Raw genomic sequence first — 14,526 nt, 5'->3', positions numbered from 1 at the left:
AATATGCCCACCGTGATCACCTTTGTATCCCCTGCTCAAAGATTGAGCAGGGCATTCAATCACGTGGGTCAAAATTCGATGAAAATTTTCAGCTCTAGTGGGTCAGTTCTGTGCGGACATCAACATGAAATGTATATTGCGCGTCGTCAATGACGTGGGCGTCGATATATTCGTTGACCCAAGTCGAGTACATCCGAGTTTTCTTCCCGTCAATCGTCTTGGGACGGAGATTCGGAAACAGCGTTGCGTTTCCCCCTCGTTGCCTGCGCTGACGCTCGACGAATTCGATGAATCCCTTCTCCTCGAGGACACGGTGAACCGGCACTTCTCGCAAGCTGCTGTTGGCCGACTTGCTCTCGCCAATCTTTACCCAGTAGCTTCCGGCGCGTTGAAAGACGCTTGCGGTGCTGAGCGTCCCCGCCTCCTCAAGGCGCACGCCGGCAAAGAGGGCGAGAAGCGGCAGCCAGAAGGCCGCGTCCCGACCACCTTTGCCTGGACGCTCGCCGTGGTGGTGAACCGGGCCGTCGAAAAACCTCTGAAGCTGGCCTGCCGAGAACGGCTGGTAGGAGCGGATGTCCTTTTCGGACACATGGACGGTCACCGCCGCGAACGGATTCTGGGCGAGTGACGTGATTTCTTCATCGATGGCTGTGCCCACCACGGGTCGAATGAGCGAGAGGATGCCCTCATAGGCGAGCAGGGTAAGTGCTTCTTCACGAATGGCAGACGTGTCGTCGCGGGCGATGTCGTCCGTGATGTCCTGTTCGAGTTCAGCCAGTCCTTCGCGCATGGCTCGCACGTCCTCGCGTGAATCGGTGGAGCGCAGCACGTCATCTCCTTGGAGCATGACCGCGCGCCGACGAGCAATCAGTCGTGGAATCATCGACGGCTTGAGGCAGAAATGGGCCTTGATGGCGGGGCGCTCGTCTGAGGAGAAGACTTCGTCATAGACCGCCGGCCAGCACGGAGGCGAGTCCTCGGTGGGCACGTCGCAGGGTTCGGTTGCTGGTTCGGGCGAAGCCGAATATCGCACGGCCCGACCGGCGCAGATGAGCTCACGTTGCCGGGTAAATTCGTGCAGGAGGGCGTCCCGGTTTGCCGAGCCGGTCACGCGCAGCATACGTGCGTCGTCGAACAGGCTGTCGGTGGCGGCAACAAGTGCGTTGCGCCGACGCTTGGCTTCTGCTTTTTCGCGGGTGTGGAGCGAGCCGCCGAGCTCGAGTCGGCCGAAAAGCTGCTGCAGGTCTGCCGGGATGGCACGTCGGAACTGGGGAACCGCGGACTGGCGGCGGGTCGTCAGGCAATGTTGCGAAGGCATGGTGTCCTCTCAGGGGCAAGGTTGTCCTTGTGCCACCGAAGCCGGACGCCGGGGCGTCCACTGTAGCAGTTCGATGTAGCACCCGGCAGCCTAGAGAGACGGGTTTATACCTTCGCCAAGTCCTTGATTTTCAAGGACCCAAAGCAAAACTGCGCGCTCCTTGCGGAAGCGCGCAGCCTTGGTAATGCGTGGTGGCGAATCAGGGACTCGAACCCCGGACCTGCGGATTATGATTCCGTCGCTCTAACCGACTGAGCTAATTCGCCGAAGACTTGAATTATGTAGATGTACCGCCGGGCTGTCAACACCTTTTTTCACTTTCCTGAAAAAAGGTGCCGGCGGCCGGCGCCGGCACGGGTTGCGGGCGGGGTGCCGCCCGCGCCCGACCTCAATCCTGCGCGTAGATGTTCGAGTTCTTCGTGTCCTTGACGAACAGCAGACCGATTACGAACGTGGCCAGCGCGATCACGATCGGATACCAGAGCCCCGAATAGATGTCGCCCTTCGCCGCGACGATCGCGAACGCGGTCGCCGGCAGGAAGCCGCCGAACCAGCCGTTGCCGATGTGATACGGCAGCGACATCGACGTGTAGCGGATGCGCGTCGGGAACATCTCGACCAGCATCGCCGCGATCGGGCCGTAGACCATCGTCACGTAGATCACGAGGATCGTCAGGATCACGATCGTCATCGGCCAGTTGAGCTGCGACGGGTCGGCCTTCGCCGGGTAGCCGGCCGCCTTCAGCGTCGACGCGAGCGTCTTGTCGAACGCCGCGCCCTGCGCCTTCGCGTCGGCCGCCTTGCCGTCATACGCGGGGATCACCGTATCGCCGACCTTGATCTGCGCGGACGCGCCAGCCGGCGCCGCGACGTTCTCGTAGTTCAGGCCGGCCTTCGCGAGCGCGCTCTTCACGATGTCGCACGAGCTCGTGAACTTCGACGTGCCCACCGGGTTGAACTGGAACGAGCAGGTGGCCGGATCGGCGAGGACCGTGATCGGCGCCTTCTGCGTCGCGAGTTCGAGTTGCGGGTTCGCGTAGTGCGTGAGCGCCTTGAACAGCGGGAAGTAGGTGAGCGCCGCGATCAGGCAGCCCGCGAGGATGATCGGCTTGCGGCCGATCTTGTCCGACAGCGACCCGAAGAACAGGAAGAACGGCGTGCCGATCAGGAGCGCGATCGCGATCAGAATGTTCGCGCTGGCACCGTCGACCTTCAGCGTCTGCGTGAGGAAGAACAGGGCGTAGAACTGGCCCGTGTACCACACGACGGCCTGGCCGGCGGTCAGGCCGACGAGCGCGAGGATCACGATCTTCAGGTTCTTCCACTGGCCGAACGCTTCGGTCAGCGGCGCCTTCGACGTCTTGCCTTCCGCCTTGATGCGCAGGAACACCGGCGATTCGTTCAGCTGCAACCGGATCCACACCGACACCGCGAGCAGCAGGATCGACGCGACGAACGGCACGCGCCAGCCCCAGTTGCCGAACGCTTCCTCGCCGATGAACGTGCGCACGCCGAGGATCACGAGCAGCGACAGGAACAGGCCGAGCGTCGCGGTCGTCTGGATCCATGCGGTATAGAAGCCGCGACGGTTCGCCGGCGCATGCTCGGCGACGTAGGTCGCCGCACCGCCGTACTCGCCGCCGAGCGCGAGGCCCTGCAGCAGCCGCATCGCGATGAAGATCACCGGCGCCGCGATGCCGATCGATGTGTAGCCGGGCAGGAAGCCGACCACGAAGGTCGAGATGCCCATGATCACGATCGTCACGAGGAACGTGTGCTTGCGGCCGACGAGGTCGCCGAGCCGGCCGAACACGATCGCGCCGAACGGACGCACGGCGAAGCCCGCTGCGAAGCCGAGCAGTGTGAAGATGAATGCAGCGGTCGGATTGACCCCGGAGAAGAAGCTCTTGCTGATGTAGGCCGCGAGTGATCCGGCCAGATAAAAGTCGTACCACTCGAACACGGTGCCGAGCGACGACGCGAAGATCACCTTCTTCTCTTCGCCCGTCATCGGCGAGTGCGAAATTTGCTCGCCTAACGTTGCCATGAATCGTCTCCAAGTCCCTTGATATAGATATGCGGCCACCTTGGGTGGGCGGGCCTGTCGACGATTATTGGCACGGAAACTTACGGCGCACTGACTCGCGGGCACAAAACGACTGCGCGTTAACCCGCGCCGAATCGGTCGTTTCGCGCTCCGATCGTGTCGCAATCGGGTGGTAAAGCGCCGATTTCGATGCGATCGCGGTGCGGTACGGACCCGCGCGTATCAGGATTGATCCGGCGCGGTGTCCGACAGCGGCAGGCTGATGCGCACGAGCGTGCCCGCGAGGCGCGGTGCGCTTTGGTATACGTGATCGTCGAGCGTCAGCGTGCCGCCGTGCTGGGCGGCGATCTCGCGCACGATCGCGAGCCCGAGGCCGCTGCCGTCGCCTTCGCGGCCGAGGATCCGGTAGAAGCGTTCGACCACGCGGTCGCGTTCCGCGGCCGGGATGCCGGGCCCGGTGTCCTCGACTTCGAGATGCACGCGCCGCGCCGCACGCTCGGCCCGCACGCGCACGGTGATGCGGCCGCCTTCGGGCGTGTAGCGGATGGCGTTGTCGACCAGGTTGCCGAGCATCTCGCGCAGCATCACGGGATTGCCGTCGACCTCGAGCGGCGCGTCGTCCTCCGGGCCTTCGTAGCCGAGGTCCATGCGTTTCGCGAGCGCGGCCTGCACCCAGTCGCGCACCGTGCGGCGTGCAAGCGCGGCGATCTCGACCGGCTCGAACGTCAGCCCGCTCGCGCGGTTCTCGGCGCGCGCGAGCGCGAGCAGTTGCGTGACGAGCCGCGCGGCCTGCTCGGAGCTCGTCGCGATCTGTTCGAGCGACCGCTGCACGTCGGGCGGCACGGGGTGGCGCAGCGCGAACTCGGCCTGCGTGCGCAGCCCCGCGAGCGGCGTCTTCATCTGGTGCGCGGCGTCGGCGATGAAGCGCTTCTGCAGCGCCATGTTCTGTTCGAGGCGCGCGAGCAGGTCGTTGAACGACGTGACGAGCGGCTCGATCTCGGGCGGCGCGCGCTGCGCCTCGACGGGCGACAGGTCGTCGGGACGCCGTGCGCGGATGTGCGCCTGCAGCGCGTTGAGCGGCGCGAGCCCGCGCGACAGCCCGAACCAGACGAGCAGGATCGCGAGCGGCAGGATCACGAACTGCGGCAGGATCACGCCCTTGATGATGTCGTTCGCGAGCGCGTTGCGCTTGTCGAGCGTCTCGCCGACCTGCACGAGCACGGGCTGCGTGCTGTTCGACTCGGGCAGCGCGACAGTCGTATACGCGACGCGCACGTCGTTGCCGCGCAGCAGGTCGTCGCGGAACACGACGACGCCCGGTGGCGGGCGGTCCTCGTCGCGCGGCAGCGGCATGTCGGCCTCGCCCGCGACCAGCTCGCCGCGCGTGCCGAGCACCTGGAAGTACACGCTGTCGACGTTGTCCGCGCGCAGGAAGTCGCGCGTCTGCTGCGGAAGCGTCAGCTCGGCGACGCCGTTGACCGGATGGATCTGCCGCGCGAGCACGTACGCGTTGGTCTCGAGCGCGCGGTCGAACGGGCCGTTCGCGATCGTCTTCGCGACGAGATAGGTGACGGCGATGCTCATCGGCCACAGCAGCAGGAGCGGCGCGAGCATCCAGTCGAGGATTTCGCCGAACAGCGAGCGCGGCCGCGCGGCCTCGGGCGTGTCGGTTTCGTCGGGCGGCGCGAACGGGTTCTCGTAGCGCGCGTCGCGCGCGGCGTCGGCGGCGGACGGTTGATCGCCGGTCGGATGGCGGGAGTGGGCCGGCGTGGCCATCGCGGCGACGGCCGGGTTCAGCGCAGCGGCGTGCCGGCCGCCGCGGACTGGGGCGCGGGCGAGTCGGCCGGCGCCGCGGGCGCGACTTTCTCGAGGCAGTAGCCGAGGCCGCGCACGGTGGAAATCCGCACGCCGCTCGGCTCGATCTTCTTGCGCAGCCGGTGGACGTACACTTCGATCGCGTTGTTGCTGACTTCCTCGCCCCATTCGCACAGATGGTCGACGAGCTGCTCCTTCGACACGAGCCGGCCGATGCGCTGCAGCAGCACTTCGAGCAGCCCGAGCTCGCGCGCGGACAGATCGAGCACGCGGTCGTTCGCATATGCGATGCGGCCGACCTGGTCGAACGCGAGCGAGCCGTGGCGCACGACGGTCGGGCCACCGCCCGCGCCGCGCCGGGTCAGCGCGCGCACGCGCGCCTCGAGCTCGTTGAGCGCGAACGGCTTGGCCATGTAGTCGTCCGCGCCGAGGTCGAGCCCCTTCACGCGCTCGTCGACGCTGTCGGCGGCGGTCAGGATCAGCACGGGGAGATTGGAATTGCGCGCGCGCAGGCGCTTCAGCACGTCGAGCCCGGACATCTTGGGCAGCCCGAGATCGAGGATCAGCAGGTCGAAGGACTGCATCGACAGCGCGGTATCGGCCTCGACGCCGCTCTTCACGTGGTCGACGGCATAGCCCGATTGGCGGAGTGACCGGGTGAGGCCGTCCGCGAGTATGCTGTCGTCTTCGGCGATGAGAATTCGCATGTTGCTGACCGATGGCCGGCGGGGCGTTCGTGCCGGCGCGGCTGTCTCCGAAGTTATCCGTGTACAACGCAGCCTGCATTGCGGGCTTGCATAAAACACTGTTTTTTTATACAGTGTCTGCATTCGTGGGCAGCGCTTGAAAGCGGGCGCGCCTCTGACAGACGCTGCTCATCATAGCAAAGGACGATTCATGGAAGATAGCAAGAAGGGCTCCGGGATGACCGCCGAGAAGAGCAAGGCGCTGGCGGCCGCACTCGCGCAGATCGAGAAGCAGTTCGGCAAGGGATCGATCATGCGGATGGGCGACGGCGAAGCGGCCGAAGACATCCAGGTCGTCTCCACGGGCTCGCTGGGTCTCGATATCGCGCTCGGCGTCGGCGGCCTGCCGCGCGGCCGGGTGGTCGAGATCTACGGTCCGGAATCGTCCGGTAAAACCACGCTCACGCTGCAGGTCATCGCCGAACTGCAGAAGCTGGGCGGCACGGCAGCCTTCATCGACGCCGAGCACGCGCTCGACGTTCAATATGCGGCGAAGCTCGGCGTGAACGTGCCGGAGCTGCTGATCTCGCAGCCGGACACCGGCGAGCAGGCGCTCGAAATCACCGACGCGCTGGTGCGCTCGGGTTCGATCGACATGATCGTCATCGACTCGGTCGCGGCGCTCGTGCCGAAGGCCGAAATCGAAGGCGAGATGGGCGATTCGCTGCCGGGCCTGCAGGCTCGCCTGATGTCGCAGGCACTGCGCAAGCTGACGGGCACGATCAAGCGCACGAACTGCCTCGTGATCTTCATCAACCAGATCCGGATGAAGATCGGCGTGATGTTCGGCAACCCGGAAACCACGACGGGCGGCAACGCGCTCAAGTTCTACTCGTCGGTGCGTCTGGATATCCGCCGCATCGGTTCGATCAAGAAGAACGACGAGGTGATCGGCAACGAAACCCGCGTGAAGGTCGTCAAGAACAAGGTGTCGCCGCCGTTCCGCGAAGCGATCTTCGACATCCTGTACGGCGAGGGCATTTCGCGTCAGGGCGAGATCATCGATCTCGGCGTGCAGGCGAAGATCGTCGACAAGGCAGGCGCCTGGTACAGCTACAACGGCGAGAAGATCGGCCAGGGCAAGGACAACGCGCGTGAATTCCTGCGCGAGAATCCGGAAATCGCGCGCGAGATCGAAAACCGCATTCGCGAATCGCTCGGCGTTGCCGCCATGCCGGATGGTGCAGGGTTCGACGAAGCCGAGGCGATGGACGAAGAAGAGTGATGGTCGGGCGCCGAGGTCAGGCTGGCGAACCGGAACCGAGCGACGCGCCCGACACGGCGGGTCGCTCCGGCCGGCAAGCCGAATCCTCGGGGGCCAACCGGCGGAGCGCGGGCAGTCATGCCGCGACCCGCACCGCGACGAGGGCATCCGAGGATGCCCTCGTTTCGTTTGAGATGACCGCGCCGGTCGATCCGTTCGACGACGACGAATCGTTCGACGCGCACGACCGGTCGCGCCGTCGCGTGTCCGGTGTCAGCTTTCCGGGCGAGCGCGCGGCCGATGCGTCTGCGTCGGTCAAGGAAGATGTGTATACGCGCAGTAGCCAGCATCCGCGTCGCACGCGCCGTGCGTCCGGCGGTTCCGCCGACACTGCTTCAGGTGACGCATCCGGTGCCGCCGAGCGCAAGTCGTCGAAACCGCTGCGTTCGCTGAAGGGCCGCGCGCTCGGCTATTTGTCCCGGCGCGAGTACAGCCGGGCCGAACTCGCGCGCAAGCTCGCACCGTACGTCGGTGAGGACGAATCCGTCGAGCCGGTGCTCGATGCACTGGAAAAGGAAGGCTGGCTGTCCGACGCACGCTTTGCCGAGAGCCTCGTGCATCGCCGCGCATCGCGCGTCGGCGTCGCGCGCATCGTCAGCGAACTGAAGCGTCATGCGGTCGGCGACAGTCTCGTCGAGGAAGTGAATGCGCAATTGCGCGAGACCGAGTGGGCACGCGCGCAGGCCGTCTGGCGCAAGAAATTCGGTGCACTGCCGCAAACGCCCGCCGAGCGCGCGAAGCAGGCGCGCTTCCTTGCAGCGCGCGGCTTCTCGAGCTCGACCATCGTGAAGTTGCTGAAGGTCGGCGACGATTTCCCGATCGACGACTGACCGGTTCGGTCGCGCGCGCTGCGCGCGATTTTGCTGCAACGCAACCGTTTCCGGACAGGCGGGAATACCCGCCGTCGCGGCCGGATGCCTCAAATACCCAATATGCTAAAATCCACGGGTTTTCCTCTTCGGCCTCAACCTCCAGCATGCCGCTATCCGAGCCCGTGCCCCGTCAGTTGCGACATCGACGCGCAATCCGAGCGGAAGCCTACGAGCGCGGCGACGGCTTGTGGGACATCGAAGCCTGCCTGACCGACCACAAGCCGCGCGATGTCGCGCTTGCGTCGGGCATCCGGCCCCAAGGCCTGCCGATCCACGAACTCTGGCTGCGCGTGACTATCGATCGTGACCTCAATGTCGTCGACGCCGAAGCGTCTTCGGAGTGGGTTCCCTATCCCGGTCACTGTCAATCCGCCCCTCCCGCCTATCGTGCCCTCATCGGGCTCAATCTCTTCCGCAATTTCCGCCGCAACGCGAACCGGCTGCTCGCCGGCGTCGCAGGCTGTTCCCATCTCACCGAACTGTGCGCCGTGCTGCCGACGGCAGCGATCCAGGCGTTCGCCGGTGACGTATGGAACGTGCGCGAGGAGGGAGGCGAAGGACCGGACCATGACGGCGAGCACGCCGAACCGCCTTTCCAGCTCGGCCGCTGCCGGGCGTTGCGGTTCGACGGCGAGGTCGTGCGGCAGTACTACCCGCGCTGGTATGGCACGAACCGGCCGGACTTGCCCGGTGAGGGCAGCACGAAGGAATGAACGGAAATCATTCGAAGAAGCGTCTTAAGCGACATTTCATCCAACTCTCAGACTGAAGGGAATCACGCATGAAGATTCACGAGTACCAGGGTAAGGAAATCCTGCGGAAATTCGGAGTCGCGGTACCGCGCGGCAAGCCGGCGTTCTCGGTTGAAGAGGCCGTCAAGGTGGCAGAAGAGCTGGGCGGCCCGGTGTGGGTCGTGAAGGCTCAGATTCACGCGGGTGGCCGTGGCAAGGGCGGCGGCGTGAAGGTGGCGAAGTCGATCGAGCAGGTTCGCGAATATGCGAATCAGATCCTCGGCATGCAGCTCGTCACGCACCAGACCGGTCCGGAAGGCCAGAAGGTCAACCGCCTGATGATCGAAGAAGGCGCCGACATCAAGCAGGAACTGTACGTCAGCCTCGTCGTTGATCGCGTGTCGCAAAAGATCGTTCTGATGGGTTCGAGCGAAGGCGGCATGGACATCGAAGAAGTTGCCGAAAAGCACCCGGAACTGATCCATAAGGTCATCGTCGAGCCGTCGACCGGTCTGCTCGACGCCCAGGCCGACGACCTCGCCGCGAAGATCGGCGTGCCGGCTGCTTCGATTCCGCAAGCGCGCGCCATCCTGCAAGGCCTGTACAAGGCATTCTGGGAAACCGACGCATCGCTGGCTGAAATCAACCCGCTGAACGTCTCCGGCGACGGCAAGGTCATCGCACTCGATGCGAAGTTCAACTTCGACTCGAACGCGCTGTTCCGCCATCCGGAAATCGTCGCGTACCGCGACCTGGACGAAGAAGATCCGGCTGAAATCGAAGCGTCGAAGTTCGACCTCGCGTACATCTCGCTCGACGGCAACATCGGCTGCCTCGTGAACGGCGCAGGCCTCGCGATGGCGACGATGGACACGATCAAGCTGTTCGGCGGCGAGCCGGCGAACTTCCTGGACGTCGGCGGTGGCGCGACGACCGAGAAGGTCACCGAAGCGTTCAAGCTGATGCTGAAGAACCCGGACCTGAAGGCGATCCTCGTGAACATCTTCGGCGGCATCATGCGCTGCGACGTGATCGCGGAAGGCGTGATCGCCGGTTCGAAGGCCGTGAACCTGAACGTGCCGCTCGTCGTGCGCATGAAGGGCACGAACGAGGACCTTGGCAAGAAGATGCTGGCCGATTCGGGCCTGCCGATCATCTCGGCGGACAGCATGGAAGAGGCTGCGCAGAAGGTCGTCGCGGCTGCCGAAGGCAAGTAACGCTATCGAATACGCATGGCGGCGCGGCAGATACGCGACGCCAATCGAACAGAGGTCAAAATACATGTCGATTCTGATCAACAAGGACACGAAGGTCATCACGCAGGGCATTACCGGCAAAACCGGTCAGTTCCATACGCGCGCCTGCCGTGAATACGCAAACGGCCGCGAAGCATTCGTCGCGGGCGTGAACCCGAAGAAGGCCGGCGAAGACTTCGAAGGCATTCCGATCTACGCGAGCGTCAAGGAAGCGAAGGCAGAAACCGGCGCGACCGTGTCGGTCATCTACGTTCCGCCGGCAGGCGCAGCCGCTGCGATCTGGGAAGCGGTCGAAGCCGACCTCGATCTCGCGATCTGCATCACGGAAGGCATCCCCGTGCGCGACATGATCGAAGTGAAGGACCGCATGCGTCGCGAAGGCCGCAAGACGCTGCTGCTCGGGCCGAACTGCCCGGGCACGATCACGCCGGACGAACTGAAGATCGGCATCATGCCGGGCCACATCCACCGCAAGGGCCGCATCGGCGTCGTGTCGCGTTCGGGCACGCTGACGTATGAAGCCGTTGCTCAGCTGACGGCACTGGGCCTCGGCCAGTCGTCGGCAGTCGGTATCGGCGGCGACCCGATCAACGGTCTGAAGCACATCGATGTGATGAAGATGTTCAACGACGATCCGGATACGGACGCGGTCGTGATGATCGGCGAAATCGGCGGTCCGGACGAAGCCAACGCCGCTCAGTGGATCAAGGACAACATGAAGAAGCCGGTCGTCGGCTTCATCGCTGGCGTCACGGCGCCTCCGGGCAAGCGCATGGGCCACGCCGGCGCGCTGATCTCGGGCGGTGCGGATACGGCCGAAGCGAAGCTGGAAATCATGGAAGCGTGCGGCATCACCGTCACGCGCAACCCGTCGGAAATGGGCCGCCTGCTGAAGAAGGCGCTGTAATTTCCGCGTGGTTCGTCCTGCAAAAAACGCCGGCCTCGCCGGCGTTTTTTTGTTATGCTCGCGCAATGAATTTGTAAGCACCGGGCATGCGCGATGCATGTCCCGGCGTTCACCCGGCGCGCCTGTCCGACAGCCGTTGCCCCGCACCCGATACCGCTCATGCTTGAATTCCTGACGTCGCTCCACTGGGGCGCGGTGTTTCAGATCGTCATCATCGACATCCTCCTCGGCGGCGACAACGCGGTCGTGATCGCGCTCGCGTGCCGCAACCTGCCGGCCAACCAACGGTTGCGCGGCGTCGTGTGGGGCACGGCCGGCGCGATCCTGCTGCGGGTCGCGCTGATCGCGTTCGCGGTCGTGCTGCTCGACGTGCCGTTCCTGAAGTTCGGCGGTGGCCTGCTGCTGTTGTGGATCGGCGTCAAGCTGATGGCGCCCGACGCCGACGCACACGACAACGTGAAGCCGGCCGACCGGCTGTGGGATGCGGTGAAGACGATCGTGATCGCCGACGCGGTGATGAGCCTCGACAACGTGATCGCGATCGCCGGCGCGGCCGAACAGGCCGATCCGTCGCACCGGCTGGCGCTGGTGATCTTCGGGCTCGTCGTCAGTGTGCCGATCATCGTGTGGGGCAGCACGCTGGTGCTGAAGCTGCTCGACCGGTTTCCGATCGTCGTGGCGCTCGGTGCCGGGCTGCTGGGCTGGATCGCCGGCGGGCTGATGGTGCACGACCCGATCGGCGACCGCTGGCCGGTGCTCGATACGCCGGCGGCGATCTACGGCGCGAGCATCGCCGGCGCGCTGTTCGTCGTCGCCGCCGGTTACACGCTCCGGCGCCGCCGCAGCGCCATGCACGCGCATTGACGTTGGCCGTCCGGCCGACTGCCGGGGCCGCGGCCCGCTGGCTACGATCGAAACGCCTGCCTGATTCGGCAGGCGTTTTTCGTTTCCGGAGCCAGTCATGTTCGAAGCCTTTTCCGTTTCCCTGTTCCGTCGCATCGCCGCCGATCTGCGGCGCGCGAGCCGGCCGGTGCCGCGCTGGCGGCCGGCCGGCTTCACGCTGATCGAGCTGATGATCGTGCTCGCGATCGTCGGCGTGATCGCTGCCTATGCGATTCCCGCGTACCAGGATTACCTCGCGCGGTCGCGTGTCGGCGAGGGGCTCGCGCTCGCTTCGTCCGCGCGGCTCGCCGTTGCCGACAACGCCGCGAGCGGCGCGGGCCTCGACGGCGGCTACAGCCCGCCGGCCGCCACCCGCAACGTCGAATCCGTCGCCATCGACGGCGACACCGGCCAGATCACGGTGGCGTTCACCCCCCGCGTCGCCGCGGCCGGTGCGAATACGCTCGTCCTGGTGCCGTCCGCCCCGGACAAGGCCGACACGCCGACCGCGCGCGTGCCGCTGAAAAAGGGCGCGATGCAGGCGGGTGCAATCGCATGGGAGTGTTTTGCCGCCGGCAAGTCTGCGTCGTCGCTCCCGGCGCCGGGAGCGGGCCCGTTGCCGGCGGAAGCCGCGACGTTGCCCGCGCAATATGCGCCGGCGGAGTGCCGCGCGTAGTGCCGGGGGCATGCCGGCAAGTCCGTGGCCGCGTGCATGGCGCGGTGTCCGCCGGCCGGCTGCGCCCGCTCCACGGCATGGGTGATGGCACGACGGGGCCGCACAGAGGGGGGAAAGTTTTGTATAGTGCGCCGGTTGCTGACATCCGGTTCGCTCATGCCTTCTACTTTTTCCCGTTCGTTGCCGCTCGTTGCGCTGGCTGTCGCCCTGATCGTGCCGTACTCGATCACGAATCACACGTATCCGATCCCGACCTTCTATTCCGAGTTTGCCGCGCTAGTGCTGTATCTGCTGGTGGGTCTCTCCGTCGTGCTGCTTGCACGCACGGGCCGTCCGGCGGAGCCGTTCGCCGCGCCGGCCGCGTTCGTCGCGCCGCTCGGGTTCGCGGCGGTGCTGATCGCGCAGGTCGCGCTCATGCCGCTGAAGGTGCCGTCGATGAACTGGCTGGCGGTCGGCTATCTGGCCGCCGCGCTGGTCGCGATGCAGGCCGGGTACACGCTCGCGCGCGAGGGGCTCGCCGAAGTCGCCGCGCGCATGATGTCCGGCGCGCTGCTGCTCGGCGGGATGCTCGCGGTCGCGAGCCAGGTCGTGCAGTTGTTCCATCTCGAATCCGCGGTGTCGCCGTTCGTGGTGGTGTACAACATCGCGGTCGATCGCCGTCCGTACGGCAACATGGCGCAGGCGAACCACCTGGCGACCTACATCGCGTTCGCGCTCGCGGGCGCGCTGTATCTGGTGCAGACGCGCCGGCTCGCGGTATGGGCGTGGCTCGCGCTGTCGATCGTGCTGTCGGTCGGGCTCGCGTTGACTGTGTCGCGCGGCCCGTGGCTGCAGGTTGCGGTGCTGGTCGTCGCGGGTTTCTGGATGGCGTGGCTCGAGTCGCGCCGCGCGCCGGGCAACCGCCGCGCATGGGTGATCCCGGTCGCGCTCGCAGTGGCCTTCGTTGCGGTGAATGTCGCGGTGCGCTGGGCCAACGTGCATTTCCATCTGGGGCTCGCCGAGTCGGCGGCCGACCGAATGCGCGACGCGGGGCAGATCGCGCCGCGCCTCGCGCTGTGGAAGTACGGGCTCGCGATGTTCCGCGAGCATCCGGTGCTCGGCGTCGGTTGGGGCGAGTTCCCGTCGCACCAGTTCGCGCTCGTGCGCACCCTCGGCGGTGTCGAGATCGCGAACAACTCGCACGACATCTTCATTGACCTGCTCGCGAAGTCCGGCCTCGTCGGTCTCGGCGTGCTCGTCGTCGCGCTCGTGACATGGTTCGTGCGCGCGGTGCGCGCGCCGCAATCGAGCACGCGCGTGTTCGGCCTCGCGCTGATCGGCATCCTGTTGATGCATGCGCTCGTCGAATATCCGCAGCAGTACATGTTCTTCCTGCTGCCGGCGATGTTCGTGATCGGCCTGCTCGAGGTGAAGCCGCTGCGCATCCTGCCGGGCCGCGCGGCGTTCGGGCTGTTCGCGGTGCTGTCGTTCGGCGGCGTGCTGGCGGCGGTGCCCGTGCTGCGCGACTACCAGCGCGCGGAAGTGTTGTATTACGGCAGCGATCCGGCCGCACAGTACCGCGATGCGCCGTCGCTGCTGTTCGGCGCGTGGGGCGACTACGGGGCGGCCACGCTGCTGGCGATTTCGCCGGACAACCTGCCGCTCAAGCTCGTCGCGCATGAGCGCGCGATCGCGCTGCTGCCCGGCGAGACGGTGCTGCGCCGCTATGCGGTGCTGCAGGCGCTGGCCGGTCGCGAAGCCGACGCGCTCGATACGGTCGCGCGCCTGCATGTGTTCGCGAAGGAGTTGAAGGACTGGCCGCAGCAGCTCGCGTCGCTGTACAAGCTGTGCGATCAGCAGCCGGAGCTGAAAGCGTTCAAGGCGGCCGTCGTCGCGAAGTACGGGGAAGTCCCGGCCAACGCGGACGAAGACGACTCGGACGACGATTCCGAGTGACGCCGCGCGGCGCCGGGCGGGGAATCCCGGCGCTGGTCGGATCGCGGTGAGGTAGGCGAGCGATGGCGGCACGGGAC

12 protein-coding genes and 1 tRNA gene are annotated in these 14,526 nt (G+C 65.8%); 8 read left to right on the top strand and 5 right to left on the bottom strand.

Annotated elements, in window-relative coordinates:
- Positions 1–94: 94 nt before the first annotated feature.
- The 5 genes from HWX25_RS30465 to HWX25_RS30445 form a co-directional block, all read right to left on the bottom strand.
- Positions 95–1,318, bottom strand: coding sequence for a DUF6538 domain-containing protein (locus HWX25_RS30465; RefSeq protein ID WP_175912232.1), 1,224 nt, complete (start codon positions 1,316–1,318; stop codon positions 95–97).
- A gap of 189 nt (positions 1,319–1,507) precedes the next feature.
- A tRNA-Met gene (locus HWX25_RS30460) sits at positions 1,508–1,584 on the bottom strand.
- A gap of 122 nt (positions 1,585–1,706) precedes the next feature.
- Positions 1,707–3,365 carry an MFS transporter gene (locus HWX25_RS30455; protein ID WP_175912230.1) on the bottom strand — a complete coding sequence of 553 codons (1,659 nt, stop codon included), beginning with the start codon at positions 3,363–3,365 and terminating at the stop codon, positions 1,707–1,709.
- A 222-nt stretch (positions 3,366–3,587) separates the two neighbouring features.
- The gene (locus tag HWX25_RS30450) at positions 3,588–5,141 is read right to left on the bottom strand and encodes a sensor histidine kinase (protein ID WP_175912229.1); all 1,554 of its coding nucleotides are present in this window, start codon (positions 5,139–5,141) and stop codon (positions 3,588–3,590) included.
- 17 nt (positions 5,142–5,158) lie between these two features.
- Positions 5,159–5,887: a response regulator transcription factor gene (locus HWX25_RS30445; protein ID WP_059528042.1), complete on the bottom strand. Its 729-nt coding sequence runs from the start codon at positions 5,885–5,887 to the stop codon at positions 5,159–5,161.
- Between the two features lie 190 nt (positions 5,888–6,077).
- Between HWX25_RS30445 and recA the strand changes: the two genes are divergently transcribed.
- The 8 genes from recA to HWX25_RS30405 all read left to right on the top strand — a co-directional run bounded on the left by recA (position 6,078) and on the right by HWX25_RS30405 (position 14,449).
- Positions 6,078–7,151, top strand: a complete 1,074-nt coding sequence (gene recA, locus HWX25_RS30440) for a recombinase RecA (protein WP_059820359.1) — start codon at positions 6,078–6,080, stop codon at positions 7,149–7,151.
- A complete protein-coding gene (recX, locus tag HWX25_RS30435; RefSeq protein ID WP_175912227.1) occupies positions 7,151–8,020 on the top strand; it encodes a recombination regulator RecX in 870 nt (289 codons plus the stop codon). The genes recA and recX overlap by 1 nt, the downstream gene beginning before the upstream one ends.
- A gap of 146 nt (positions 8,021–8,166) precedes the next feature.
- Positions 8,167–8,775 (top strand): DUF2889 domain-containing protein, encoded by a 609-nt coding sequence (locus tag HWX25_RS30430; protein WP_059528036.1) that lies wholly within the window; start codon positions 8,167–8,169, stop codon positions 8,773–8,775.
- Between the two features lie 68 nt (positions 8,776–8,843).
- Positions 8,844–10,010 (top strand): ADP-forming succinate--CoA ligase subunit beta, encoded by a 1,167-nt coding sequence (sucC, locus tag HWX25_RS30425; RefSeq protein WP_059528034.1) that lies wholly within the window; start codon positions 8,844–8,846, stop codon positions 10,008–10,010.
- Between the two features lie 64 nt (positions 10,011–10,074).
- On the top strand, positions 10,075–10,956 hold the full coding sequence (gene sucD, locus HWX25_RS30420; protein WP_010090788.1) for a succinate--CoA ligase subunit alpha: 882 nt from the start codon (positions 10,075–10,077) through the stop codon (positions 10,954–10,956).
- A 159-nt stretch (positions 10,957–11,115) separates the two neighbouring features.
- Positions 11,116–11,820 (top strand): TerC family protein, encoded by a 705-nt coding sequence (locus HWX25_RS30415; RefSeq protein ID WP_059820357.1) that lies wholly within the window; start codon positions 11,116–11,118, stop codon positions 11,818–11,820.
- A 97-nt stretch (positions 11,821–11,917) separates the two neighbouring features.
- Positions 11,918–12,514 carry a pilin gene (locus tag HWX25_RS30410; RefSeq protein WP_175912225.1) on the top strand — a complete coding sequence of 199 codons (597 nt, stop codon included), beginning with the start codon at positions 11,918–11,920 and terminating at the stop codon, positions 12,512–12,514.
- Between the two features lie 156 nt (positions 12,515–12,670).
- Positions 12,671–14,449 (top strand): Wzy polymerase domain-containing protein, encoded by a 1,779-nt coding sequence (locus tag HWX25_RS30405; protein ID WP_175912223.1) that lies wholly within the window; start codon positions 12,671–12,673, stop codon positions 14,447–14,449.
- The last annotated feature ends 77 nt before the right edge of the window (positions 14,450–14,526 follow it).

The sequence above is a fragment of the Burkholderia sp. BCC1640 genome, from assembly GCF_902833125.1.
GTDB lineage: Bacteria > Pseudomonadota > Gammaproteobacteria > Burkholderiales > Burkholderiaceae > Burkholderia > Burkholderia diffusa.
The sequence above is the reverse complement of the archived record's forward strand: the minus strand, read 5'-3'. Positions and strand labels throughout refer to the sequence as shown.